Raw genomic sequence first — 24,743 nt, forward strand, 5'->3', positions numbered from 1 at the left:
CTTGGCACCGCGAAAGGCTCGTCAGGGGGCAAATCATAGCGCGGCGTTTCTCGGCCGGAGGCATCTCCGCCTTCGGCAGACGAGAAGGCAAGCGTGAGCGGGACAGGGAGATTGGCCGCGCTGCGAGAACCGCCTCAATCGAGGCTCAGCTTCGCCTGCGCCGCGACCTTCTTCCACTTGGCGATTTCGGCGCGACGGAAGGCATCGAGCTCGGCCGGCGTCGAGCCGACCGTCTCGGCGCCGAAGCCGGCAAGCTGCTCGGCCACGGCGGGGTCCTTCAGCACCTGCGCCAGCGCGCGCGAGACCTGCTCGACGATTGCCGGCGGCGTGCCGGCCGGCGCGAACACGGCGTTCCACTCGTAGCTTTCGTAGCCCGGCACGCCCGACTCCGCGATGGTCGGCAGTTCGGGCGCGGCCTTCGAGCGCTTGGCGCCGCCGACTGCGACCGCGCGCAGCTTGCCGCTCTTGATGTGCTGCCACGCCGAACCCATGCTGGCGAACATGACCGGCACCTGGCCGGCCATCACGTCGACCATCGCCGGACCGCCGCCCTTGTAGGCGACATGCTCGAGCCGCGTGTTCGCCATCAGGTTGAACAGCTCGCCGGCCAGATGCTGCGCCGAGCCATTGCCCGCCGAGGCGAAGTGGATCGGCTTGCCCGCATTGGGCTGGCCGAGCTTGATCAGGTCGGCCACCGACTTGACGGGATACGAGGGCGTGACCACCAGCGCATTGGGCACGCGCAGCAGCAGCGACACCGGCGCGAAATCCTTCAGCGTGTCGAACTGCATGCGGCTGTGCAGCGCCGGGTTCTGCGCGTGATTCGATGCATCGAGCATCAGCGTGTAGCCGTCAGGCTTGGCGCGCGCGACATAGGCGCCGCCGATCATGCCGCCCGCGCCGCCGCGGTTGTCGATCACGACCGGCTGGCCGAGCAGGTTCGACAGCTTCGGCGCCAGCAGGCGCGCGACCACGTCGACCGTGCCGCCCGGCGGATAGGTGACGACCAGCGTCACGGGCCGTTCGGGATAGGCCGCGGCGGCGGGCGCGGCCACACCGGCCAGCAGTACCGCCGAGGCGGCGAACAGACAGGCGCCGGCGCGGCGCGACAGCGTGTGGAACAGGGCAGGCAGCATCATGCGAAGTCTCCTTGGAATTGGAATAGGTGCAGCGCGGTATCGCCGAGCAATTGCCGGCGCTGCGCGGCATCGTCGATCCAGTCGTCGAGCCATTGCCGGGTCGCCCCGTAGGCCACGTGACGATGTTGGGTATGGGGCCAGTCGCTGCCCCACAGCAGGCGTTCGGCGGTGAAGGCCTCGAGCAGCCGCCGCGCGGCCAGCCGTCCGGCCTGCGCGCATTGAGCATCGGCCCAGTTGCGATAGGCGCCGGACAGCTTGACCCAGACCCGGCCGCTGTCGGCGTGGCGCAGCAGATCGTCGAAGCCGGGATCGGCCACGCCGAGCGCCGGGTCGGGCCGGCCGAAGTGATCGACGACGATGCGGCAGCCGGCCGCCAGCAGCGCCGGCATGACTTCCTGAAGCCGGGCCGCGGGCAGATGCAGCTCGACGTGCCAGCCGCGTGCATCGATGCGCTCGAGCAGGTCGCGCCACGGCGCGGCGCCGAGGTCCGGCGCTGGCAGGCCGATCAGGTTCAGGCGGATGCCGACCACGCCGGCGGCAGCCATCGCTTGCAGTTCGGCGTCGCCGATGGCCGGTTCCACCACCGCCACGCCGCGCAGCCTGGCCGTCTGCGCACGCAGCGCCGCCAGCAGATAGCGGTTGTCGGTGCCGAGAAAGCTTGGCTGGACCAGCACGCCATGGGTCAGGCCATGCGCGTCGAGCTGCGCCAGGTAATCGCCCAGCAGCGCGTCGTGGTCCGGCCGATAGCGCCGCTTCGCCGCCAGCGCCAGGCCGTGCTCGAACACATGCGCATGCGAGTCGACGGCCGGGATCGGCGAGGCTGGCGAGGACTGGGACACGGTGCGACTCCGAACGGAAAACAAATGAATCGAGATGCGAGGTTCGACGGATTCTAGGGAGCGAGGGTATAGTTTTCCATTATCCAGAATCTGTTTTTTCATATCGTTTCAATATGGAAACCCGCCATCTGCGCTACTTCCTCGCCGTGATCGACCATGGCAGCGTCAGCCGCGCCGCCGACTGGCTCGGCATCGCACAGCCGGCGTTGAGCACCGCGCTGGCCCGCATGGAGACGGATCTGGGCGTGCGCCTGTTCGAGCGCTCGCGCCGCGGTGCGCAGCCGACCCCGGCGGCGCTGGCAATCCTCGACGATGTGCGCACCAGCGTCGAACGCATCGACGCGGCGGCAAGGCGCGCGCAGGAGATCGGTCGTGGCAGCGCGGGGCAATTGACGATCGGGCTGGTCTCGTCGGCGCTGTTCGATACGCTGCCGCGCGCGCTGCGCGAGCTGCGCCGGCGCGCGCCGGGCGTGCGCGTGATCCTGCGGGAGATGAGCAATGCCGAGCAGGCCGAGGCGCTGCGCACCGGCGCGATCGACATCGGCCTGATGCATACGCCGGTGGCGGTCGGCGGCCGCATGCGCGAGCGTCCGCTGCTGCGCGACCGGCTCGTCGCGGCGATCCCGGACGAGCTGGAGCCCGGGCCGGACGGCAAGGTTTCGCTCGCGCAGATCGCCGACGCCGGCCTGGTGATGTATCCGCAGTCGCAGCTGCCGGCCTTCCATGCCGGCATCCTCGACGCGATGCGCAAGGCCGGCCACGAGGCCTACGTCGCGCAGGAGGCCAACCGGACGCTGACGGTGCTGGCCTGCGTCGCCGGCGGCTGCGGCGTGGCGCTGCTGCCGAGCTGGATCCGTTCGCTGAACTTCCGCGGCGTGCGCTTTTGCGAGGTGCGCGACGGCGGCGCGTTGCCGACCTTCGACCTGTCGGCAATCTGGCCGGCGCGCTCGGTACCCACGTTGGCCGATCTGTTCGCCGGTCTGGAGATGGGACCGGCGTAGCGCACGGCGGTAGACGGGCTCCGCGCGGCGCACGACGCCGTGGCATGGCGTTTGCATCGTCACCCCGCACGATTGCCGATCCGCGAAGGAGTGACCATGCGCCCGTCCCGTCCCGTCACCATCGTCATCACCGGCGCGTCCAGCGGCATCGGACGGGCCACTGCCGAGGCCTTCGCCCGCCGCGGCGTGCGCCTGGTGCTCGCGGCGCGCGGCGAAGCGGCGCTGCGCGAGGCCGCCCATGTCTGTGCTGCGCATGGCGCCGACACGCTGATCGTGCCGACCGACGTCGGCGATGCGGAAGCGGTTGCGGCGCTGGCCCGGCTCGCGGCCGACACCGGCGACGGCCGCATCGACGTCTGGGTCAACAACGCCGGCGTCGGCGCGGTCGGCCTGCTGGAGCAGACGCCGGTCCATGCACACGAGCGCGTGCTGCGGACCAACCTGATCGCCTACCTGTACGGCGCGCACGCGGTGCTGCCCTACTTCAAGCGCGAGGGGCACGGCACGCTGATCAATGTGCTGTCGATGAACGCCTGGTCGCCATCGGCCTATGGCGTGTCCTACACGGCCAGCAAATACGGGCTGCGCGGTTTCAGCGAGGCGCTGCGCGCCGAACTGCTGCCCTTCCCCGGCATCCACGTCTGCGACATCTTCCCCGCGGTGGCCGATACGCCGGCCTTTCGGCATTGCGCCAACTACACCGGCAAGGCAATCCGCCCCCCGCGGCCGCTGGTCGATCCCCGCACGATCGCCCGTGCCATCGTGCGGGCGGCGGCACAGCCGCGCCGCCAGGCGACCACCATCGGCAGCGTGACGTGGCTGTCCCGCCTCGGCAATCTGGTCGCGCCAGGCCTGACGCGCCGCTTTTCCCAGCAGCTGGCCCAGCGCTATCTGGACCGCGCCGACCGCGCGCCGCGCACCGACGGCAATCTGTTCGATCCGACCGAGGGCTATCTGGCCGTGGACGGCGGCTGGCGCGATCGCACGGAGGCGTCGCGCGCGGCACAGGCCGGCGTGATCGGCGCCGGCCTGCTGGCGCTTGGGATCTGGGCACTGTGGCGGCGACAGGCCGGCTAGGGGCCGCCAAGGTCGACCCGCGTGCCGGCAGCGTCATGCTGCGCTGCCGCACGATCGCGCGTTTTGCTTCACAATAACGCCGAAGCCGGCCGCCCGTAACTCGACGAGCGTGTCAGCGGGCCGCAGAGCCCGCGCTCCGGCCAATCACAAGATCCAAACAACACGCGTCCGCGCGATCTCTTGCAGTCATCTCCTCATGTCCGCCCCTGACGGTAGCCCATACGATCCGATCGACTCCTTTTCACACGACGCCCCCGCCTCTTCCGCAGCCTCCGCAGCCTCGACCGACGCCGCCGGCAAGGCCGCACGCCGCGCCGCGCGGCTCGCGCTGCTGGCGCTGGGGGTCGGCGGCTTCGCCATCGGCACCGGCGAATTCGTCATCATGGGCCTGTTGCCCGACGCCGCCAGCGACCTCGGCATCACGATCCCGGCCGCCGGCCATCTGATCAGCGCCTATGCACTGGGCGTGGTGATCGGCGCCCCGCTGCTGGCGGTGCTCGGCGCCCGGCTGCCGCGCCGCACGCTGCTGCTGGCGCTGATGGCGGTTTTCGCCGTCGGCAATTTCGCCAGCGCGCTGGCGCCCGGCTACGGCCCGATGATCGTCGCGCGGCTGCTGACGGGCTTTCCGCATGGCACCTACTTCGGCGTGGCGGCGCTGGTCGCCGCCAGCCTGGTCGCGCGCGAGCGGCGCGCGCAGGCGGTCGGCATGGTGATGCTGGGCCTGACCGTCGCCACGCTGATCGGTGTGCCGATCGCCGCGGCGATCGGCCAGTGGCTGGGCTGGCGCTCGGCGTTCGCGCTGGTCGGCCTGATCGGCGCACTGACGGTGCTGCTGGTCTGGCGCTGGGTGCCCTTCGTGCCGGCCGACCGGCACGCCAGCCCGCTGCGCGAGCTGTCCGCGCTGGGGCGCAAGCAGGTCTGGCTGACGCTGGGCATCGGCGCGATCGGCTTCGGCGGCATGTTTGCCGTGTTCAGCTATATCAAGCCGACGATGATCGAGCTGGCGCATATGCCCGCCAGCGGCATCCCGTTCGTGCTCGCGCTGTTCGGCGTCGGCATGGTGATCGGCAACCTGGCGGGCTCGAAGCTGGCCGACAAGGCGCTGATGCCGACCATCGGCGGCGTGCTGGTCTGGTCGGCGGCGGTGCTCGGCGCCTTCGTGTTGACCGCGCCGCATGCCTGGCTCGCGTCGGCCAATGTGCTGCTGATCGGCACCGTGGTCGCGCTCGGACCGGCGCTGCAGATCCGGCTGATGGACGTCGCCGGCGATGCGCAGACGCTGGCCGCGGCGCTCAATCACTCGGCCTTCAACATGGCGAACGCGCTGGGCGCCTGGCTTGGCGGCGTCACGATCGCCGCGGGCCTGGGCTGGCAATCGACCGGCTGGGTCGGCCTGCTGCTGGCGGCGGGCGGCCTGCTGGTCTATCTGCTGTCGCTGTCCGACGCCTCGCGGCGCGGCGCGCCGGCCGCCGCCTGACGATGCGGTAGCCGGCCCTGCCGCGCGGCGTCATCGCGCTGCGCTACCATGGCGCTCCCTGCACTCGAGCCGACGTTCGCACCAGTCAGCGCCATGGAACCAGAACCGATGCCGGCCACCGACGGCCATCCCCTCGCCCCCAACCGCCATCCGGTGTGGGAGGTGTTCGTGGCCTTCCTGCGGCTGGGCCTGACCTCCTTCGGCGGCCCGGTCGCCCACCTGGGCTACTTCCGTCAGGAGTTCGTGGTGCGCCGGCGCTGGTTCGGCGAGCGCGTCTATGCCGATCTGGTCGCGCTGTGCCAGTTCCTGCCGGGACCTGCCAGCAGCCAGGTCGGCATGGCGATCGGGCTGTCGCGCGCGGGCCTTGCCGGCATGTTGGCGGCCTGGGTCGGCTTCACGCTGCCCTCGGCCATCGCGCTGATCCTGTTCGCGCTGACCCTGTCGGCCTGGGGCAATGTGCTGCCCGCCGGCATGCTAGCCGGGCTGAAGATCGTCGCGGTCGCGGTGGTGGCGCAGGCGGTCTGGGGCATGGGCCGCTCGCTGTGTCCGGACCGCCCGCGCGCGACGATCGCCGCGGTCGCGGCCTGCGTGGTGGTGCTGGTGCCGGGGGCGCTGGCCCAGGTCATGGTGATGGCGGTGGCCGCATTGCTCGGCCGCGCGATGCTGAAGACCGCGCCGACCGTCGAGCACGACGTGTTGCCGATCGCCATCGGCCGCCGCCTCGGCGCGCTGCTGCTATTGCTGTTCGCCGCATTGCTTGTCCTGCTGCCCCTGGCGGCGCAAACCTGGGCCGGCCAGGCGCTGGCGCTGACCGATGCGTTCTACCGCGCCGGCTCGCTGGTGTTCGGCGGTGGCCACGTGGTGCTGCCGCTGCTGCAGGCGGCCGTGGTTCCCACCGGCTGGGTCGACAACGACGCCTTCCTGGCCGGCTACGGCGCGGCCCAGGCAGTGCCTGGCCCGCTGTTTACCTTCGCCGCCTTCCTTGGCGCCGCGATGCGGATCGAGCCGAGCGGCTGGGCCGGCGGCGCCCTGTGTCTGGTCGCGATCTTCCTGCCTTCATTCCTGCTGGTCGGCGGCGCGCTGCCGTTCTGGGAACGGCTGCGCCGCAGCCCCCATGCGCAGGGCGCGCTCGCCGGTGTCAATGCCGCGGTGGTTGGCGTGCTGCTGGCGGCCCTGTACGACCCGGTCTGGACCAGCGCGATCCACCGGCCGGCCGACTTCGCGCTGGCGCTCGCCGCGCTGGTGGCGCTGATGTTCTGGAAGCTGCCGCCGTGGCTGGTGGTGCTGGCCTGCGCGTTCGGGGGTTGGGGGTTGTCGCTCCTGCCACTGTGATCCCGCTGTGATCGCGCTCTGATCGCGCTGGGAGCCGATCCGGGCGGATCGAACGCGGCGCCGTTGGCATGCGGCGTGCTTGAACCGCGTATGCGGTTGCGCAGCACCGCCAGCCACGCGCCATGTCCTCGCCATCCCGCCCCACCCCACCCGACGACGCGCCCGGCCACGCGCCGGAGCCGTCCGACCAGCGGCCCGCCACGCTCGATGCCTGCCGCCGCTGCGACCTGTGGCGCAATGCCACCCACGGCGTGCCCGGCGACGGCCCGACGCCGGCGCCGGTGATGGTGGTCGGCGAACAGCCGGGCAATCAGGAGGACCTCGCCGGCAAGGCCTTCGTCGGCCCCGCGGGCCGGCTGCTCGACGAAGCGTTCGAGAAGGCCGGCTTGTCGCGCGAGTCGGTATTCCTGACCAACGCGGTCAAACATTTCAAATGGGAACTGCGCGGCAAGCGGCGCTTGCACAAGACGCCGGCACAACGCGAGATCGAGGCGTGCGGCTACTGGCTCGAGGACGAACTGGATCGGGTTGCCCCGCGCGTGGTGGTGGCACTCGGTGCGACGGCGCTGAAGGCCGTGCTGGGCGTCAAGGCGACGTCGCTGCGCAAGGTGCTGCGCCAGCCGATCGAGCATGAGGGCCGCACCGTAATACCGACCTACCACCCGTCCTATGCGTTGCGCGTGCCCGATCCCGCGGCGCGCGAAGCGGCCTTCGATGAAATCGTCGCGGCCTTGAAGCTGGCCGCGAAGTTCAGCGGCAAGCGCGCGCGCAAGAGCGCCAGCGGGACGGTGGCCAAGCGGACTGCGGCGCCCGCATCCAACGCTGCTCGCAGGCCCCGCGCGCAGCCGGCGCTCAAGCCTCGGCCAGCGGCAAAATCCTAGCGCCCGCCGGCGCCGTCCTCGCCGCCATCGTCGTCCGGCTCGGACTCGGCGCCGCGATCGGTCAGCCAGGGCCGGCCGCGCGTGGGCGGATGGACCGGTACGCGCTGCTGCATCGCCGCCTTGGCCAGCATATGCGCGCTGATCGGCGCGGTCAGGAACAGGAAGGCGGTCAGCAGGATCTCGTGCAGGCTCCAGCCCTCTCCCACGCTGCTGAAGTAGACCACCGAGGCAATTACCACGCCGCCGACGCCGAGCGTGGTCGATTTGGTCGGCCCGTGCAGCCGCATGAAGAAGTCCGGCAGGCGCAGCAGGCCGATCGCGCCGACCAGCGTGAACAGGCTGCCGATCAGCAGCAGCGCGCAGACGACGGCTTCGAGGTAGAACGGCATCGCGGCTCCCTACTTCAGCTCGATGATGTCGCCGCGCTGCAGGTACTTGGTCAGCGCGACGGTACCGATGAACCCCATCACCGCCAGCAGCAGCGCCACCTCGAAGAACTGCGCCGAGCCGAGCCAGATGCCGAACACGACGATCAGCGCGATCGCATTGATGTTCAACGTGTCGAGCGCGACGATGCGGTCCGGCAAGGTGGGGCCGATCAGCAGCCGCAGCAGCGTCAGCAGGAAGGCGATGCCGAGCATCGCCAGCGAAACCGGAATCACGATGGCAAGCATAGGAAGATCTCCCTCAACGGCGCCTCGTAGCGCGACTTGATGCGCGCGATCATCGCGTCCGCATCGTCCAGATCCAGCACGTGGATCAGCAGACAGCGGCGGTCGTCGCTCAGTTCGGCGCAGACGGTGCCGGGGCTCAGGGACACGATGCTGATCAGTGCGGTCAGCGCGATCTCGTGCTCGGATTCGAGCGGAAGCTCGATGAAGGCCGGCTGCAGGCGCGCGCCGCGCACCAGCACCAGCCACGCGACATGCACGTTGGCGACGACGATGTCGACGGCGACGTGCCAGATCAAACGCAGCGCGAGGCCCGGCCGCGCCAGCCGCAGCGGCCGCAGCCACAGCCGCCGCTCCACGCGCAGGCCGATGGCCCAGGCCAGCAGCGCGCCCACCAGCCAGTCGCCCGGCGCGGCGGCATTGCCCAGCAGCAGCCACACCGCGAGCAGCATCGCGCTGAGCCAGGGATGGGGCAACAGGCGCCGCATCATCGTGCCGGCTCCGTCGGCGCGCCCAGCACCGCGCGCGTATAGGCGGCGCGGTCGAGCAGTTGCAGCGCGGTCGCATCCAGATAGCCGGACAAGGGCCGCGCGAACACGACCAGCGCCACGCTGCAGGCCAGCAGCAACGCACAGCAGGCCAGCTTGGCCGCGTCCGGCCGGCGCACCGGCGGCGTACTGGCCTCGGGCCGCGTCACCATGCCGTGCTCATGGGCGGCAGCGGCCGCCGGCCCCTGCCACAGCAGCCGGCTGCCGGTACGGCTGATTGCGACGATCAGCGCCAGGCTCGATACCAGCACCGCCGGCCACAGCACCGCCGCGCCATTCCACTCGCCATGGAGCGGCACCGCCTGCATCAGCATCACCTTGCCGATGAAGCCGGACAGCGGCGGCAGCCCGACCACGGCAATCGCCGCGGCCAGGTACAGCGTGCCGGCCAGCCGCGAAATGCCGCCGCCGACCGGCATCCTGCCCGACCGCATTTCGAGCGAATCGGCCAGCAGGAACAACGCCGCGGTACCGACCGTGGTGCTGGCCAGGTAGTACAGCGTCGCGCTCCAGGCCTGCGGCGTCTGGATCGATACGCCGGCGCACAGCAGTCCGACCGACACCAGCACCAGATAGCCGGTCAGCCGTTTCATCGAACGCGCCGCCAGCGCGCCGCATGCTGCCAGCATCATCGTGACGATCGCCAGCCACCACAGCCAGTGGTGCATGAAGGCGCCGAACCAGCTCCGTCCGCCGTCGAACAGCAGGGCGTGGCAGCGCAGGATCGCGTAGACGCCGACCTTGGTCATGATCGCGAACAGCGCGGCCACCGGACCGGCCGCGGCGGCATAGGCGCGCGGCAACCAGAACGACAGCGGAAAGATCGCGGCCTTCAGGCCGAACACCAGCATCAGCATCGCGCCGGCCGCCAGCGCCAGCGGCACCTCGGACGGCGCCAGCCGCGCCAGCCGCTCGCCCAGATCCGCCATGTTCAGCGTGCCCGTGATGCCGTACAGCACGCCGATCGCCAGCAGGAAGAACGACGAGCCGACCAGATTGAGCACGACGTAATGCAGCCCGGCGCCGATCCGCTCGCTGCCGCCGCCGTGGACCAGCAGCGCGTACGAGGCGATCAGCAGAATCTCGAAGAACACGAACAGGTTGAACAGATCGCCGGCGAGGAAGGCACCGTTCAGGCCCATCAGCTGGAACTGGAACAAGGCATCGAAATGCCGGCCGGCGCGGGTATCGCGCTCGCCGGCGCTCAGCACTGACGCCGCGCCGAGCAGCGCCGTCAGCAGCAGCATCAGCGCCGCGAGCCGGTCCAGCTGCAGCACGATGCCGAACGGCGCGGCCCAGTTGCCCAGCGCGTAGACCGCGATGTGGCCGCTGTCCGCCTGAGCCACCAGGTCCGCCGCAATCGGCAGCAGCGCCAGCGTGGCCAGCACGCCGAGCCAGCGCGAACGTGTGCGCCAGCGCGCCGGCATCACCACCAGCAGGCCGGCGCTGAACAGCGGCACCAGGATGGGCAGCAGCATCGCGTGATTCATTGCGCCTCCTCGCTGGCCGGCGATGGCACGGACGGGGCGGCGGTCGGCGCGGCCGCCGGTGCGGCGGCGGGCGCGGACGAGCGCGCGCGCTCGGCATCCTCGGGACGTTCGGGCTCGCGCGGCTGCCCCGGCGCCGACGCCGGATCGGGCGGCTCGTCGCCGTCGACATGATCGCTGCCGCGCAAGGCGCGCGAACGCAGCGCCAGCACCATGACGAACGCGGTCATCGCAAAGCCGATCACGATCGCCGTCAGCACAAGCGCCTGTGGCAATGGGTCCGCATACTGCGCGCCGGGCGCGATGATCGGCGGCTTGCCGGTCGTCAGCCGGCCCATGCCGAGCAGGAACAGCGTGACCGCATAGGTCATCAGCGTCAGGCCAAGCACCACGGAAAAGGTGCGCGCACGCAGTACCAGATAGATCCCGCAGGCGGCAAGCACGCCGATGGCGGCAGCAAATACCGCTTCCATCAGGCGGTCTCCGCGATCTCGCGCGCGGCGGCCACCCGCTTGTCGCGCACGCCGAGGTGGGACACGATCAGCAGCACGGTGCCGACCACGGTCAGATAGACGCCGAGGTCGAACAGCAAGGCCGTCGCCAGTTCGATGTCGCCGATCCAGGGCAGATCGAAGTGGCCGAACGCGGTGGTCAGGTACGGATAGCCGAACGCCCAGCTGCCCAGGCCCACCAACCCGGCGACCAGGATGCCGGCGCCGGCGATCGCGCGATGATGCAGCGTGATGCGCGACTCGGTCCACAGCACGCCGCTGGCGATGTATTGCAGCAGCAGCGCCACCGCGGTGATCAGCGCGGCGACGAAGCCGCCGCCGGGCAGCTGATGCCCGCGCAGCAGCATGAAGACCCCCACCAGTATCGTCAGCGGCAGCATCAGCCGCGCCAGGATCGCGAGCAGCAGCGGATGGCTCTGGCGCGACCACGGCATGTCGTTGGGGCCGGCGGTCGGCGCCGGCAGGCGCAGGCCCTTGAGCAGCGCATGTACGCCAAGGCCGGCAATCAGCAGCACGCAGATCTCGCCCAGCGTATCGAAGCCGCGGAAGTCGACCAGGATCACGTTGACCACGTTATGTCCGCCGCCGCCCGGCACGCTGTGCGCGATGAAGAAGTCGGCAATGGTCCGGTGCGGGCGCGTCATCACCGCGAACGCGGCCACGCCGACGGTGCCGCCGCCCGCCAGCGCCAGCGCGGCATCGCGCAGGTGCCGCGCGGTGCCGGCCCGCTCGGGCAGATCGGCCGGCAGGAAGTACAGCGCGAGCACCAGCAGGATGATGGTCACCACTTCGACCGAGATCTGCGTCAGCGCCAGGTCGGGCGCCGAAAAGCGCGTGAAGGCGAGCGCCACCATCAGCCCGCACAGGCTCGCCATCAGCAGCGCCACCACGCGCTGCCGGCGCGCCGCCACCACGGCAATGGCGCCGATCGCCAGCAAGGCCAGGCCGGCCGCCGTGACCGGATCGACGTCCGACAGCGGGGCCGGTCCCTGGGCCCGCTCCAGGTCGAACAGGTAGCGCGCCGGCAGCAGCACCATGGCCGCGATCGCGAAGGCCAGATAGCGCTGCAGCGAACCGTTCTCGAACAGCAGCGCGATGCGTCCGGCGGCGCGCTCGATCCGTTCGATCGCATCCTCGAAGCGGTCGCGTGCGTTCAGCTGCGGCAGCTTCGCGTGATAGTGGCGGAACGAATCGCGGCGCAGGAAGAACAGCGCGCCGCCGGCGGCCATCGACAAGGCGCTCATCGCCAGCGGCAGATTGAAGCCATGCCACGGGCTCAGGCTGTAGATCGGCAGCGGCGCGCCCATGGTGCCGCGCGCGGCCGCATCGAGCAGGCCGCCGATGGTGTGGTTGGGGAACAGCCCCACCACCAGGCACGTGACCACGAGGATCTCGACCGGAATCTTCATCCAGCGCGGCGGCTCGTGCGGCGGGTGGTGCGGCAGGTCGTCGGGCTCGCCGTCGAAGAACACGCCGTGAATGAAGCGCAGCGAGTACGCCACCGTCAGCGCGCCGGCCGCGGTCGCCAGTGCAGGAATGGTCCAGTTGAACGGACCGAGCAGACCCTGCGCCAGCGTCTCGCCGAAGAACATCTCCTTGCTGAGGAAGCCGTTCAGCAGCGGCACGCCCGCCATCGCCAGCGACGCGACGATCGCCAGCAGCGCGGTGTGCGGCATGTAGCGGCGCAGCCCGCGCAGGCGGCCCAGATCGCGCGTGCCGGTTTCGTGGTCGATGATGCCGGCGGCCATGAACAGCGAGGCCTTGAACACCGCGTGGTTCATGATGTGGAACAGCGCCGCCACGGTGCTCAGGCCGGTATCGAGCCCGAACAGCAGCGTGATCAGGCCCAGGTGGCTGATCGTGGAATAGGCCAGCAGCCCCTTCAGATCCCGCTGCAGCAGCGCCATGCCGGCACCGACCACCAGCGTGGCGAGTCCGGTCAGGCTCAGCATGTAGAACCACCAGTCGGTGCCCTCGAGCACCGGATACAGCCTGGCCAGCAGGAACACGCCGGCCTTGACCATCGTCGCCGAGTGCAGATACGCCGAGACCGGGGTCGGTGCCGCCATCGCATGCGGCAGCCAGAAGTGGAACGGAAACTGCGCCGACTTGGTGAAGACCGCGAGCAGCACCAGCACGATCATCGGCGGATACAGCGGGTGTTTCTGCGCGGTGCCGGCGCTGGCGATCACGTCCGACAGCTCCATGCTGCCGCAGATATGGCCGAGCAGCAGCACCCCGGCCAGCAGCGCGAGACCGCCGCCGCCTGTGATCGTCAGCGCCATACGCGCGCCCTTGCGCGCATCGGAGCGATACGACCAGAAGCCGATCAGCAGGAACGAGACGATGCTGGTCAGTTCCCAGAACACGGCCAGCAGCAGCAGATTGCTCGACAGCACCACGCCGAGCATCGCGGCCATGAACAGCAGCAGCAGCGCGAAGAAGCGCGCGGTCGATTGGCTGCGCGACAGGTAGTAGCGCGCGTACAGCAGCACCAGCAGGCCGATGCCCAGCACCAGCAGCGAGAAGGCGAAGGACAGGCCGTCCAGGCGCAGGCTCAGCGCAAGGCCCAGGCCGTCGAGCCATGGCATGCGCCAGGCCAGCACCTCGCCGCTGAAGATCTCGTGCCGTACGCTGGCCAGCAGGGCCAGTCCGATCATCGGCGTGCCGAGCACCAGCGGCGCGGTCAGCGGGCGCAGATGGCGGCCGACCAGCGGCGTCAGCATCGCCGCGCCGAGCGGCAGCGCAATCAGCCACAGCATCACCATCTGTCGTCTCCGGCAGAAGATGCGGGAAGGCGAAGGGAAGGCGGCGGGCCCAGCCGCGCCGAGCATCGTGTGCGCAACATGAGCCTATTGTGCCCCATGACATCGCCATCGCGGGGATCGTTATGTCTGCTCTAAAAATAATTCACATCGAATTGGCACCATTGCACGCGAACCTGCATGCCGCTCCGGTTGTATCACCGCATTCCAAAGAGCGCGGCCATTCGGGATAGCACGAGGTTGGATCGCCCCCCGGCGCCTACATATACTGGCATGCGGCCTGCATCGACGGCCGCACGACGCATCGTCCACGAGCATGCACACGCACCGCGCGGCTACCCCTGCCGCGCGGGACGACCGCACAACACCGAACCGGGAGCGGAGAATGGGGATGCTGACTGAAGAACAATACCAAGCCACGCAGGAATCGCGCCGCGCAGGATTGCGCGCACTGCGCGCCGCGCTGCTGAAATCCCACAAGGAGATCATCCAGCACGACCGTAACGAATATGAACGCCTCTATGGCCCGATCCCCGCGGGCCAGTTCGTGCAGATCGTCACCGAGGACAACTATTTCCGCTGGCTCGACCCGCTGTCGCGCCTGATCGTCGAAATCGACGAGGAGCTCGATGGGCCAAAGCACCACGACGGCACCTGCCGCGCGGTGGCCGAGGCCGCGGCGCGGCTGTTCAGCACGCAGGGCGACCCCGCGTTTCGCGAGCGCTACCATGAAGCGCTGCAGGACGAGCCTGCGGTCACCGTCGCGCACGGGCAACTGATGTCGGTAATCGCACAACTGCGCAAGCTGCCGTAACGCGCGCGCAAGACAAGAAGCGGGAGCCGTGCGGCTCCCGGGTTCATTTGCACGGACCCGCGATCAGCCGGTGCGTGCGCCCTTGCCGCCCTCGTTGCCAGGCCGGCCTGCGCTGTCGTCCTTGTCGGGTTCGACCGCGATCGGATCGCTGGCCGGGAACGTTTCCTCGAGCGCCTCGTCGAGATTGCGCTCGGTTTGATCCTCGGCCGCCCCACCCTTGCCTGGCTGGCCGGAGCGGGGACCCGCCGTGTCGGGCTTCCCGGATTTGTCAGGCGTGTCCGGCTTGTCGGGCTGGCTCATCGTCTGTCTCCTTCTCGTGGCAATGGCCGGGGCCGGTCAGGTCGCGCGATAGCGGTTGCGCAGGTCGCGCACCAGGTCATGGTTGCGCAGCACGCCGTGATACTGGCGTTCGATCAGCGCGCGCACTTCGAAGCTCAGATCGTCGTGCTGCAGGGCGTCCGCGTATTTCTTCTTGGCCACGTCCTCGCCGCGCTCGCACTCTTCCAGGATCGACAGATCGGTGCGGTTGGCGACCGCGCTGCGCAGGCTGACCCAGCCGCGGTGCAACGCGCCGGCCACGCTGCCGCCCTCTTCCGGCCGGCCGCCCAGTGCGATCACCTGCGACTGCAGCTCGCGGATGGCGGCGCCGATCTCGGTCGCGCGGCTGGTGAACAGTTCCTTCAGCTCAGGATTGGTGGCATCCTCGGCGGCCTTCAGAAAGCCTTGCTCGCCGTCGCGCGACACCTCGATCAGATCGTTGAGCACATCGACGTTCTTGTCTGCCATGGCGACTCCTCGTTATCGTGATGCCGCCGCATGCCGCGGCGGCGGTTGCAGGACGTATGCAGCGAGGCTGCAATACGGCGCGCACCGCAAGCGGTGCGTCCATGCCTTCACGATAAGAGAAGCGGCGGGCGGGGACTGTAAGCAGGCGACCCGAGAAGCTGTCGGCCGATGCCTACAGGGTTGGTGCAGCGTTGCTGCAGCGGTCTTGCGGGGCCTGTCGACCGGATCGACGGCGTGCCGTCAGTCGAGCAGATGCCCGAGCCGGACGCGCTTGGTCGCCAGGTATTTTTCGTTCTCGGCGTTGGCCGGCACGCTGTGGCGTACCTGTTCGAGCACCGTGATGCCGGCCTCTTCGAGCTGCTGCCGCTTGCGCGGATTGTTGCTCATCAGCCGGATCGATTTGACGCCCCATTGGCGCAGCAGATCGGCGGCGAAAGCATAGGTGCGCGAGTCGACCGCCTGTCCCAGCGCCAGATTGGCGTCGACGGTGTCCAGGCCGCCATCCTGCAGGCTGTACGCGCGAATCTTGTGGCCCAGGCCGATGCCGCGGCCTTCGTGGCCGCGCAGGTACAGCAGGATGCCGCGGCCCTCGGCGGCGATGCGCTCCATCGCCAGGGCCAGCTGCTCGCCGCAATCGCAGCGGCACGAACCGAATACGTCGCCGGTCAGGCATTCCGAATGCAGCCGCGTCAACACGCCCTCGCCGGCGATGTCGCCGACGCTGAGCGCCAGGTGTTCCGTCCCGCTGGTCGCGCCCTTGAAGGCGTGAGCGGTGAACTCGCCGAAGCGGGTCGGCAGCCGTGCCGAACCGATCAGCGTGATTTCCGTGTCGTTCATATCATCTTGCCAATGCGTGTGCGCCGGATGCCGTGGCGGCTGGCGGGAGTGGGTCCCGGGAGTCCGCTGCCGGCCTGGTGATGCCAGCCGATGGCCCCTTCCGGGGCGGCGCCTGACGGCAAGGATACCGCGAATCGGAAACGGGCCGCCGAAGGCCCCATGCCGGAGCCCTTCCCCGTGCGCGTTCTCCGGCGCGCGCTACAGGATCGGCGCGAACAGCTTGGCCACATGCATCGCCACGCGGCGCGGCCCCGGCGCGCCCAGGTACTCGTCGCGGCCGATCTCGCGTGCCTGGGCAAAATCGGCCAGCAGCATTCCCTCCACCTGGCCCGCGAAGGCGCGATCGGCCGTCATCACCGTCAGCTCGAAATTGAGCCGGAACGAGCGATTGTCGAGGTTGGCCGTGCCGACCGCGGCCAGCTCGTCGTCGATCAGCATCACCTTCTGATGCAGGAAGCCCGGGAGATAGCGGTAGATGCGGATGCCCGCGCAGATCGCCTGGTAGGCGTACAGCGTCGAGGCGGCGAACACCACCTTGTGGTCCGCGCGTCCCGGCATCAGGATGCGCACGTCGACGCCGCGCAGCACCGCGAGCCGCAGCACCGCGAACACCGCCTCGTCCGGCACGAAGTACGGCGTCGTAATCCACAGCCGCCTGCGCGCGGCCTGGATCGCCTCGACGAAGAACAGCGAGCAGGTCTCCTGCGAATCGGCCGGACCGCTCGGCACCACCTGGCACACCATCGCGCCGGCCGGCTCGGGCGGCGGCAGCAGCAGCGTCGGCACCTCGCGCGAGGCCCAGTACCAGTCCTCCGCGAAGGTCATCTGCAGGTCCAGCACCGCGGGGCCGCGCACTTCGATATGGGTATCGCGCCAGGGCGCCAGCGGCGGCGTCCGCCCCATGTATTCGTTGCCGACATTGTGGCCGCCGAGGAAAGCGCGCTCGCCATCGACGACCACCAGCTTGCGGTGATTGCGAAAGTTCAGCTGAAAACGATTGACGAAGCCGCGGTGCGGCGCGAACGCGCTGACCTTGACCCCGCACTCGGCCATGCGGCGAACGTAGTGGCCGGGCAAGGCGTGGCAGCCGATGCTGTCGTACAGAAAATAGACCTCGACGCCGGCGGCTGCGCGTTCGCACAGCAGCGCCTGCAGTTCGCGCCCCAGCTCGTCGTCATGGACGATGAAGAACTGCACCAGCGCGACGCGGCGCGCGGACTTCAACGCGGCGAAGATCGCCGCAAAGGTGGCCTGTCCATCGACCAGCAGTTGCACATGATTGCCGGACAGGCAATGCAGCCCGGTCAGCCTGGGCAGCGCGCGCAGGCCCGGATGGTCCGGTTGCCGAACAATGCAGGCCTCGCGCTCTTGCGGCTCCATGCCGTGGCGCAGCTCGCGCATCTGCTGGCGGTAGAAGCGGCGCGCATTGACATAGCCGACGAAATTGCTGCTGCCGAATACCAGGTACGGCACCAGCGCCAGATACGGTATCAACAGCAGCGAGCCGGCCCAGGCAATCGCGCCGGGCGCGGTCCGGACCGTCATCACGGCATGCATCGCGGCGAACACGCCGACTATGTGGAAACACAGGACAATCGTCGCGACAACGCTGGTGCTCGGTAACATCGGCTGCCATCCGCTGCGGAATCCGGTTGAACAATGAACAGTGAACGCTGAACTGCCGCGCATTGTGGCATAGGCCATCCACATCGCGGCCGTCCATGTATGCGACATGGCCGCGCCGAGGGGCCGGCGCGGCCTTTGCAATTTTGCGTTTGCATTTTTTTTAGGCAGTCCGATGGCGCGACGCGCCGGCGCGCGCCTGGCGCCCTGCCCGGTCGGGTTATCCACACAATCTGTGGATAACCCGAACACCCGTTCGCGAGCCGGCTTGCATGACGGCGCCGCACCGGACGGTCAATGTGGACGCCCTTCGGGCGGCTCCTCCGATGGAGCGGAAGCGGCCAGCGTCGCCGCCAGATCGACGACCGCGAAACCGGTCGGATCCTTCTTGGCGTCGCGCTTGGCGGCGGCCGCGGCGGCCGCGATATGGCTGCTGCCCAGGCGCCAGCCGTCGGTCTCGGCGCGCGCGGCACCGTGCGCCACGCGGACCGCGCCGATGGCCATGCTGACCATCGGAAAGAACGCGGTGCGGCCATGGCGGTCCTCGCCATGGATGCCCCCTGCTGCGCGGTCGTCCGCGTCGTACAGCTCGCGCGCGGCGCGATTGAAGCGCGCGATCGCGCCGCGCGCGCGCTGGCTCCAGTCCGCGCTCTGGTACAGCACCAGGAAGTCGTCGCCGCCGACATGGCCGAGGAAGTCGCGCACTGGATCGCAGGCATCGGCCAGGATCGCGGCCGCGCCCTTGATCATCTCGTCGCCCTTCCAGTAGCCGTACTGATCGTTGAAGGGCTTGAAATGGTTCAGGTCGACATAACAGGCGCAGAACGCCGCGCCCGCATCGAGCAGCCGGTCGACATGCTGGTTCAGCGGGATGTTGCCCGGCAGGAAGGTCAGCGGATTGGCATAGCGCGCCGCCTCCATGCGGATCTCGGTGACGGCGCGGATCAGGTCCGCGCCGGTGCCCAGCCCGGCATAGCGGCCGCCGTCGGTAATGATGAAGCCGTCGGCCAGATAGCGCTGGTTGCCGCTGGCCAGGCTCTTGGCCATGGTCTCGATGGTGGCGCCGCGATCGAAGCAGACCGGCTCGCGATGCGCCATCAGGATGCAGGGCTTCTTGCCGTACAGCTCGCGATGAAACGGCGCGGCATAGCGGTCGATGAAGCTCTGCCGGTTGATGATGCCGATCGGCTTGCCGTCAGCATCGAGCACCGCCAGCGCATGCAACCCCGGATGAGCGTGGAACAGCGCCAGCACCTCGTTGTTGGTCTGCTCCGGTCGCACCGTCGGCGCGCGCCGCAACAGCTTGCCCGCATTCGGGCCGCTCCAGCCCGAACGCACCACCTGCGGAAACACCGCGATCTGGCGCGACTCCAGCGCCTGCACGACGTCCTGCGGCGGCGCCTGCGACGGCTCCGGCGATGGCCGGCCGAGCAGATAGCCCTGGCCGAACGGCACGCCAAGATCGCGCAGCACCGCGAGCTCCTCGTTGTCCTCGATGCCTTCGGCGATCACGCTGGTGCCCAGCGCATCGGCCAGGCTCAACACCGTGCGCATCAGTTCCAGCCGCCGCGAACAAGAGGCCACGCCGTGCACCAGCGACTTGTCCAGCTTGATGAATTGCGGCGTCAGCTGGACCAGCAGATCCAGATTGGCATGACCGGTACCGAAGTCGTCCAGCGCATAGCGCAGCCCGAGATCGCGCAACACCGCCATCGCATCGGCGAACGCCGCCATGTCGCCGATGCGGGTCTGCTCGGTCAGTTCGATCACCACGCGCGCCGGCGTCACGGTGTTCGCCAGCAGCGCCGTCATGCCGCGGCCATGGTCGGCCAGCAGCTGGCGCAGCGTCTGCGGACTGAAATTGACGAACAGCAGCCCGGGCAGCTGCAGCTCCGCGAAGCGCGTGAGCGCGGCGCGGGCCGCCTGCATTTCCAGCGCCATCGTGTCGGCGGGGCTGACGGCCAGCCGGAACAGCGCTTCGGGCGAGGCCAGCGGCGAGCCCTCGGGCCCGCGCAGCAGCGCCTCGTACCCGAGCAGATCGGCCGATTCGAAGCGCACGATCGGCTGGAAGACGGCGCGCAGCGGCGGCAGACGCATCGGCGCGGCCGCTGCGCCGGATTCGATCACGGCAACGGACATGGGGATCTCGACAACGGTGGCAAGGACGCCGGGATGCACGCGGCGGCGGCGTTTGGTGGCATGGCGCCCGGCAAGGCAGCCTATTTCATGACAGTCATATGACCGCCATATGACAACCCCGCCGCATGGCGGGACGTCACGGCAACGTCACATCCCGTCGCCAGCATGGGGCCCAAAACAATCAAACAACCATTGACGGGCGCCGCGTGCGGCGGGGGAAAAGCATGTTTCAAGGGTTCAGAACGGGTTGGCCGCGTTGGCGGTCGAGGTTCGGCCTGCGGTCGACGGCAGGCAACAGCATCGCAGCGGTGATGGACCCCGCTGCCATGGCAGGGGCAGCGGAAAGGACGACGGTCGCCGACGCATCGTTGCCGGACCCTGCGCCGGCGTCTTCCACCGGCCGACGGCTGCGGCGCCTGCCGCTGGCCGCGCGGCTCGGCACCGCGTTCGTGCTGGTCTACCTGTTCGGCGCGGCGGCCGCGGTCAGCGGCATCGTCAATCTGGTCGCGCTGAAGGACAAGACCGACACGCTGTACCAGCGCGACATGCGCGGCGCGGTGGCGGCCGAGCGCGCGCAATCGGCGCTCGCCGGGCTCGGACATGCACAGCTGGCGCTGACGATGGCCACCAGCACGGCCGAGCGCGATACCGCGGCCCAGCAGATCGCGCAGGCGCTGCAGACACTGGACACCACGCTGGCCGGCGTGGCCCACGCCGCGCCGGATCAGGCCGAGGCACTGTCGCGCGAGCGGGCCAGTGCCGCTCAGTTGATGCAGGGCTATGTCGAACTGCTGCGCAAGCAGCCGCTCGACGCGCTGCAGTTCGACAGCGCGGTCTCCGTCGAGGGCCACTTCGTCGCCGAACAACTGGCCAGGCTGGGCACGCAGATCGAGCAGGCGCGCGCCCGCCTCGAGAAGCAGGCTGCCGATACGGTGGCCTCGGTCTCGTCGAGCCAGGCCCGCGCGCAATGGATCACGATGGCGATGCTGGCGGCGAGCCTGGCCGCCGCCGCGGTGCTGGCATGGCTGGCCGCCCGCGCGCTGCTGGCCGAGCTCGGCGGCGAACCGCGCGAAGCGGCCGACGCGGCGCGGCGCATCGCCGCCGGGGACCTGACCGGCGGCCAGCGCCTGCGCCGGCGTGGCGCGCGCGGGCTGCTGCAGGACCTGGCCGCGATGCGCGACGCGCTGGCCGCGATGCTCGCGCGCATTCAATCGTCGGCGCGCCAGATCCATGGCGCCAGCGAGCAGATCGCCGCCGCCAACCGCGATCTGTCCGAACGCACCGGGCGCCAGCTGGCGGCAGTCGACGAGGCAGCCACCAGCATCGGCGAGTTGCGCGGGCTGGTCGAGCAGATTCACGTGCGGGCGCACGAGTCCAGCGCGATGGCCAGCCAGGCGCGCGACGCCGTCGGGACGGGCAGCGCGGTGGTGCGCAGCATGCGGGCGTCGATGGATGCGGTGCAGGCGCGCTCGCGCGACATCTCCGAAGTGGTCGGCGTGCTGCAGGGCATCGCGTTCCAGACCAATCTGCTGGCGCTCAACGCGGCCGTCGAAGCGGCGCGGGCCGGCGCCGCCGGCCGCGGTTTCGCCGTGGTTGCCAACGAAGTGCGCGCGCTGGCCCAGCGCAGCGCGCAATCGGCCCGCGATATCGGCGGGCTGCTGGGCGAAGCGACGCGCGACATCGAGGCCGGCGCCAGCCTCAGCGGCGAGGTCGAACAGGCGATGGCGGCGATCGAGCAGGCGGTGGTGCGCAGCCATACGCTGGCGGAACGGCTCAATGGCCTGGCCGAGCGGCAGGCGGCGGGGATTGCGGTGGTCGACGGCGCCGTCGCGCGCCTGGACGGCACCAGCCGGCAGAACGCGGAACTGGTGACCACGGTGGCACGGCAAGCCGAAGCGCTGGACTGGCAGGCCGGCGAACTGGCGGCCGATGTGGGGCGCTTCCGCTTCTAAGCCGGTTCCGCCGGTCCCGCCGGTCCGGCCGGTCCGGTCGTTCCGGTCGTTCTTGTCGCCGCGGTCATTCTCGACGTTCTGCACTGCAGAACGTCGATTCTGCATTGCGGTTGACGACATCATCGAACGGTGCAACCATCGCGGATAGACCAAGCCGGCCACCACGCCGGCAACGCCATTCCGGAGACTTCGATGAGCAGCACCTTCCGCGCCGATTCCGGCGACGCCTCCCGCCCCGCTTCGCAGCCCGCCACCGCCACCCCGCCGTTCGTGCCGCCGTATGCACGGCTGCACCAGGTCATCGCGCCCTGGGTCGCGGACCGTCCCGATGTGGTCGCGCTGATGGACGGCGAACGTTCGATCCGCTATGGCGAGCTTGACGGCGCGGTGCGCCAGACCGCGGCCACACTCGCGAAGGCCGGCGTGCGCGGCGGCGACCGCGTGGTGCTGGTGACCGAGAACAGCGTGGGCTGCGCGGTGCTGATCCTGGCGCTCAGCTCGCTGGATGCCTGGGCGATTCCGGTCAACGCCCGCCTGTCGGCGCGCGAGATCGACAACATCATCGAGCACGCGGGCGCCCGCCTGGCGCTGTACCTGGACAACGCCTATCCCGAAGCACGCGAGCACGGCCTTGCGCGCGGCGCGCAGTGGGGCGAATGGCCGCATGTGGGCCGCCTGCTGATCGGCAGGCTCGATACCGGGGCGGTGCCCGAGCCGGTGCAGGCGGACGCGCGCGAGCAGGTCGCCGCGGTGATCTACACCACCGGTACCACGGGCGCGTCGAAGGGCGTGATGCTGACGCATTCGAACCTGATGTTCATCGGCCACAGCAACCGCGTGCAGGCGCGCGTGCAGCCGGGCGATCGCGTCTATGGCGTGCTGCCGATCTCGCACGTCTACGGCCTGTCGGTGCTGCTGGTCGGTCCGCTGTCCAACGGCGCCACGGTCTACTACGAGCCGCGCTTCCGCCCGGAGCGGCTCGCACGCGCGCTGGTCGAGGAGAACCTGTCGGTGCTGCACGGCGTGCCGGCGATGTACGCGAAGCTGATCGAATGGGGCCGCAGCCAGCCCACGCCGCTGCGCGCGCCTGCGCTGCGCATGGCGCAATCGGGCGGCGCGCCGCTGACCGCGACGCTGAAGGCGGCCTTCGAACAGACCTTCGGCATCACGCTGCACAACGGCTACGGCATGACCGAAACCTCGCCAACCGTCAGCCAGACCCGCGTCGATGCGCCGCGCAGCGACTGCTCGGTGGGCCAGGCGGTGCCGGGCGTCGAAGTGCGGCTCGGCGATCCGCTGCCGGACGGCAGCGGCGAACTGCTGGTGCGCGGCCCCAACGTGATGAAGGGTTACTACAAGCGTCCGGATCTGACCGCGCAGGCGATCGACGCCGACGGCTGGCTGCATACGGGCGACCTGGCCAGGATCGACGACGACGGCGCGATTTCCATCGTCGGCCGCTCGAAGGAAATCATCATCCATTCGGGCTTCAACGTGTATCCCGAGGAAGTCGAGCAGTCGATCAACGCCTACCCGGCGATCGTGCAGTCGGCCGTGGTCGGGCGCGCGGTCGAGGGCAACGAGGAGGTGATCGCCTTCGTCGAAGTCCGCGCCGGCATGGAGCTCGATCCGGCCGCGCTGAAGGCCTTCCTGCGCGAACGGCTGTCGCCGTACAAGATCCCGGCGGAAATCAAGGTGGTCGCGCAATTGCCGGCCGCTCCCTCGGGCAAGATCCTGAAGGCCCGGCTGCGCGCGATGCTGGCCGCCGGCGAGTCTTGAGCGCGGAGCGCACGACGGCCATGGCAAGCGACGATCAGGCGCACGCAATGCCGGCCGCATCGGCGCAGCAGGCCGAAACCGGCGGCGCCGGCGACGATGCGCCCCGCCACAAGGAGGACCGCCACTTCGTCACCGCGCTGGCGCGCGGCCTTGATGTGCTGGCGTGCTTCCGCGGTTTCGACGCGCAACTCGGCAATGCGGAACTGGCGCAACGCTGCGGCCTGCCCAAGTCGACGGTGTCCCGCTTGACCCATACGCTGACCGAACTCGGCTATCTGCGCCTGGAGCCGGACGCCGGCAAATACCGCCTCGGCAGCTCGGCGCTGGCCCTGGCGCCGACCGCGCGCGAAGGCGCCGATGTGCTGGCGGTCGCGCGGCCGCACATGCAGCGCCTGGCCGATCTGTCGCAGAGCGTCGCCTCGCTGATCCTGCGCGACCGCGGCCGCATGCTGATCTACGAAAATTGCCAGGCCGAGAGCTATCTGACCTTGCGCGTGGCCGTCGGCACGCGCATCTCGGGCCTGACCACTGCCGCGGGCCGCGCCTATCTGCAGGCGCTGCCGGCTGCAGATGCGCAGCAGGCGCTGGCCGCGTTCCGCGCGAACGACACGCTGTCCGATGCCGATGCGCAGGCGGTGCTCGCGCGCAGCCGCGAGGAAGTCCAGCGCATCGGCTGCACGACCTCGTTCGGCGAATGGCTGCCGGACATCAATTCGATCGCGGCCGCCTTCCATCCGGGCCCCTCGCTGCCGCCGATGACGTTGAGCTGCAGCGGCCCCAACGCGGTCGTGCCGCCGCGGCATCTGCTGGACGTGGTGCGGCCCGTGCTGATCGAATGCGTCGCACGTATCGAACGCGAACTGGGCGGCGCGGGAGTGGACAGCGCAAGAACCGGCAGCGCAAACACCGGCGGCACGCGGCGGCGCTGAGCGAAGGCCGACCAGCGGCGCGCATCGAACGGGCTACCGTTTGCCACACTGACCGCACCAAATTCGCAAGCATGCCGGCAGCACGCCGCCATGATTCCGGTGTCCCGCAAAGCGATCGGCCGGCCTGGCGGGCACGGCCGATCGGAAGCGGCAAT

At 69.8% G+C, this 24,743-nt stretch carries 21 protein-coding genes and 1 pseudogene; 9 read left to right on the plus strand and 13 right to left on the minus strand.

Translation table 11 applies throughout. From position 1 onward, the window contains the following. Positions 1-134: 134 nt before the first annotated feature. Both FOB47_RS06890 and FOB47_RS06895 read right to left on the minus strand, forming a co-directional pair. Positions 135-1,139, minus strand: a complete 1,005-nt coding sequence (locus tag FOB47_RS06890; protein WP_390884829.1) for a tripartite tricarboxylate transporter substrate binding protein — start codon at positions 1,137-1,139, stop codon at positions 135-137. Continuing rightward, on the minus strand, positions 1,136-1,978 hold the full coding sequence (locus tag FOB47_RS06895; RefSeq protein ID WP_174780395.1) for an amidohydrolase family protein: 843 nt from the start codon (positions 1,976-1,978) through the stop codon (positions 1,136-1,138). Before FOB47_RS06895 ends, FOB47_RS06890 begins: the two co-directional genes overlap by 4 nt. A 113-nt stretch (positions 1,979-2,091) precedes the next feature. On the opposite strand from FOB47_RS06895, the gene FOB47_RS06900 reads away from it, so the two are divergent. The 5 genes from FOB47_RS06900 (at position 2,092) to FOB47_RS06920 (ending at position 7,746) form a co-directional block, all read left to right on the plus strand. Continuing rightward, positions 2,092-2,979, plus strand: coding sequence for a LysR family transcriptional regulator (locus tag FOB47_RS06900; protein ID WP_174780396.1), 888 nt, complete (start codon positions 2,092-2,094; stop codon positions 2,977-2,979). 96 nt (positions 2,980-3,075) lie between these two features. Beyond that, positions 3,076-4,056, plus strand: coding sequence for an SDR family oxidoreductase (locus FOB47_RS06905; protein ID WP_174780397.1), 981 nt, complete (start codon positions 3,076-3,078; stop codon positions 4,054-4,056). Between the two features lie 196 nt (positions 4,057-4,252). Beyond that, complete coding sequence (locus FOB47_RS06910; protein WP_244959183.1) at positions 4,253-5,533, plus strand: MFS transporter; 1,281 nt, start codon at positions 4,253-4,255, stop codon at positions 5,531-5,533. Between the two features lie 108 nt (positions 5,534-5,641). Next, entirely contained in the window at positions 5,642-6,865 is a 1,224-nt protein-coding gene (chrA, locus tag FOB47_RS06915; RefSeq protein ID WP_174780931.1) for a chromate efflux transporter, read from the plus strand. 122 nt (positions 6,866-6,987) lie between these two features. Beyond that, positions 6,988-7,746 (plus strand): UdgX family uracil-DNA binding protein, encoded by a 759-nt coding sequence (locus FOB47_RS06920; protein WP_174780398.1) that lies wholly within the window; start codon positions 6,988-6,990, stop codon positions 7,744-7,746. On the opposite strand, the gene FOB47_RS06925 is transcribed toward FOB47_RS06920, so the two are convergent. The 6 genes and pseudogenes from FOB47_RS06925 to FOB47_RS06950 all read right to left on the minus strand — a co-directional run bounded on the left by FOB47_RS06925 (position 7,743) and on the right by FOB47_RS06950 (position 13,732). After that, positions 7,743-8,135 carry a Na+/H+ antiporter subunit G gene (locus FOB47_RS06925; protein ID WP_174780399.1) on the minus strand — a complete coding sequence of 131 codons (393 nt, stop codon included), beginning with the start codon at positions 8,133-8,135 and terminating at the stop codon, positions 7,743-7,745. The two genes, FOB47_RS06920 and FOB47_RS06925, sit on opposite strands and share 4 nt — an antisense overlap. A gap of 9 nt (positions 8,136-8,144) precedes the next feature. Beyond that, positions 8,145-8,420: a K+/H+ antiporter subunit F gene (locus FOB47_RS06930; protein ID WP_174780400.1), complete on the minus strand. Its 276-nt coding sequence runs from the start codon at positions 8,418-8,420 to the stop codon at positions 8,145-8,147. Beyond that, on the minus strand, positions 8,405-8,908 hold the full coding sequence (locus tag FOB47_RS06935; RefSeq protein WP_053823730.1) for a Na+/H+ antiporter subunit E: 504 nt from the start codon (positions 8,906-8,908) through the stop codon (positions 8,405-8,407). Before FOB47_RS06935 ends, FOB47_RS06930 begins: the two co-directional genes overlap by 16 nt. Further along, a complete protein-coding gene (locus tag FOB47_RS06940) occupies positions 8,905-10,455 on the minus strand; it encodes a monovalent cation/H+ antiporter subunit D (RefSeq protein ID WP_174780401.1) in 1,551 nt (516 codons plus the stop codon). Before FOB47_RS06940 ends, FOB47_RS06935 begins: the two co-directional genes overlap by 4 nt. A gap of 149 nt (positions 10,456-10,604) precedes the next feature. Continuing rightward, a pseudogene (locus FOB47_RS06945) lies at positions 10,605-10,925 on the minus strand (Na+/H+ antiporter subunit C); the annotation flags it as partial. Then, entirely contained in the window at positions 10,925-13,732 is a 2,808-nt protein-coding gene (locus tag FOB47_RS06950; protein WP_174780403.1) for a monovalent cation/H+ antiporter subunit A, read from the minus strand. The pseudogene FOB47_RS06945 and the gene FOB47_RS06950, both read right to left, overlap by 1 nt. Positions 13,733-14,114: 382 nt before the next feature. On the opposite strand from FOB47_RS06950, the gene FOB47_RS06955 reads away from it, so the two are divergent. Next, the gene (locus FOB47_RS06955; RefSeq protein WP_043437284.1) at positions 14,115-14,543 is read left to right on the plus strand and encodes a hypothetical protein; all 429 of its coding nucleotides are present in this window, start codon (positions 14,115-14,117) and stop codon (positions 14,541-14,543) included. Between the two features lie 63 nt (positions 14,544-14,606). Here the strand turns inward: FOB47_RS06955 and FOB47_RS06960 are convergent, their stop codons facing one another. From FOB47_RS06960 to FOB47_RS06980, 5 genes are all read right to left on the minus strand, one after another. Next, the gene (locus FOB47_RS06960) at positions 14,607-14,843 is read right to left on the minus strand and encodes a hypothetical protein (RefSeq protein ID WP_174780404.1); all 237 of its coding nucleotides are present in this window, start codon (positions 14,841-14,843) and stop codon (positions 14,607-14,609) included. A 36-nt stretch (positions 14,844-14,879) separates the two neighbouring features. Then, the gene (locus tag FOB47_RS06965) at positions 14,880-15,329 is read right to left on the minus strand and encodes a PA2169 family four-helix-bundle protein (protein ID WP_053823726.1); all 450 of its coding nucleotides are present in this window, start codon (positions 15,327-15,329) and stop codon (positions 14,880-14,882) included. Positions 15,330-15,569: 240 nt separating this feature from the next. Further along, the gene (gene ribA / locus FOB47_RS06970) at positions 15,570-16,166 is read right to left on the minus strand and encodes a GTP cyclohydrolase II (RefSeq protein WP_053823725.1); all 597 of its coding nucleotides are present in this window, start codon (positions 16,164-16,166) and stop codon (positions 15,570-15,572) included. A gap of 198 nt (positions 16,167-16,364) precedes the next feature. Next, the gene (gene cls / locus FOB47_RS06975) at positions 16,365-17,792 is read right to left on the minus strand and encodes a cardiolipin synthase (protein WP_174780405.1); all 1,428 of its coding nucleotides are present in this window, start codon (positions 17,790-17,792) and stop codon (positions 16,365-16,367) included. Positions 17,793-18,083: 291 nt separating this feature from the next. Continuing rightward, positions 18,084-19,928 carry an EAL domain-containing protein gene (locus tag FOB47_RS06980; RefSeq protein WP_174780406.1) on the minus strand — a complete coding sequence of 615 codons (1,845 nt, stop codon included), beginning with the start codon at positions 19,926-19,928 and terminating at the stop codon, positions 18,084-18,086. Positions 19,929-20,254: 326 nt separating this feature from the next. Between FOB47_RS06980 and FOB47_RS06985 the strand changes: the two genes are divergently transcribed. The 3 genes from FOB47_RS06985 to FOB47_RS06995 all read left to right on the plus strand — a co-directional run bounded on the left by FOB47_RS06985 (position 20,255) and on the right by FOB47_RS06995 (position 24,588). Then, on the plus strand, positions 20,255-21,880 hold the full coding sequence (locus tag FOB47_RS06985) for a methyl-accepting chemotaxis protein (RefSeq protein ID WP_174780407.1): 1,626 nt from the start codon (positions 20,255-20,257) through the stop codon (positions 21,878-21,880). A gap of 192 nt (positions 21,881-22,072) precedes the next feature. Next, positions 22,073-23,659, plus strand: a complete 1,587-nt coding sequence (locus tag FOB47_RS06990; RefSeq protein ID WP_174780408.1) for a class I adenylate-forming enzyme family protein — start codon at positions 22,073-22,075, stop codon at positions 23,657-23,659. Between the two features lie 20 nt (positions 23,660-23,679). Next, entirely contained in the window at positions 23,680-24,588 is a 909-nt protein-coding gene (locus FOB47_RS06995; protein WP_244959184.1) for an IclR family transcriptional regulator, read from the plus strand. Positions 24,589-24,743 lie beyond the last annotated feature (155 nt).

Source organism: Cupriavidus gilardii, from assembly GCF_013347325.1.
GTDB lineage: Bacteria > Pseudomonadota > Gammaproteobacteria > Burkholderiales > Burkholderiaceae > Cupriavidus > Cupriavidus gilardii.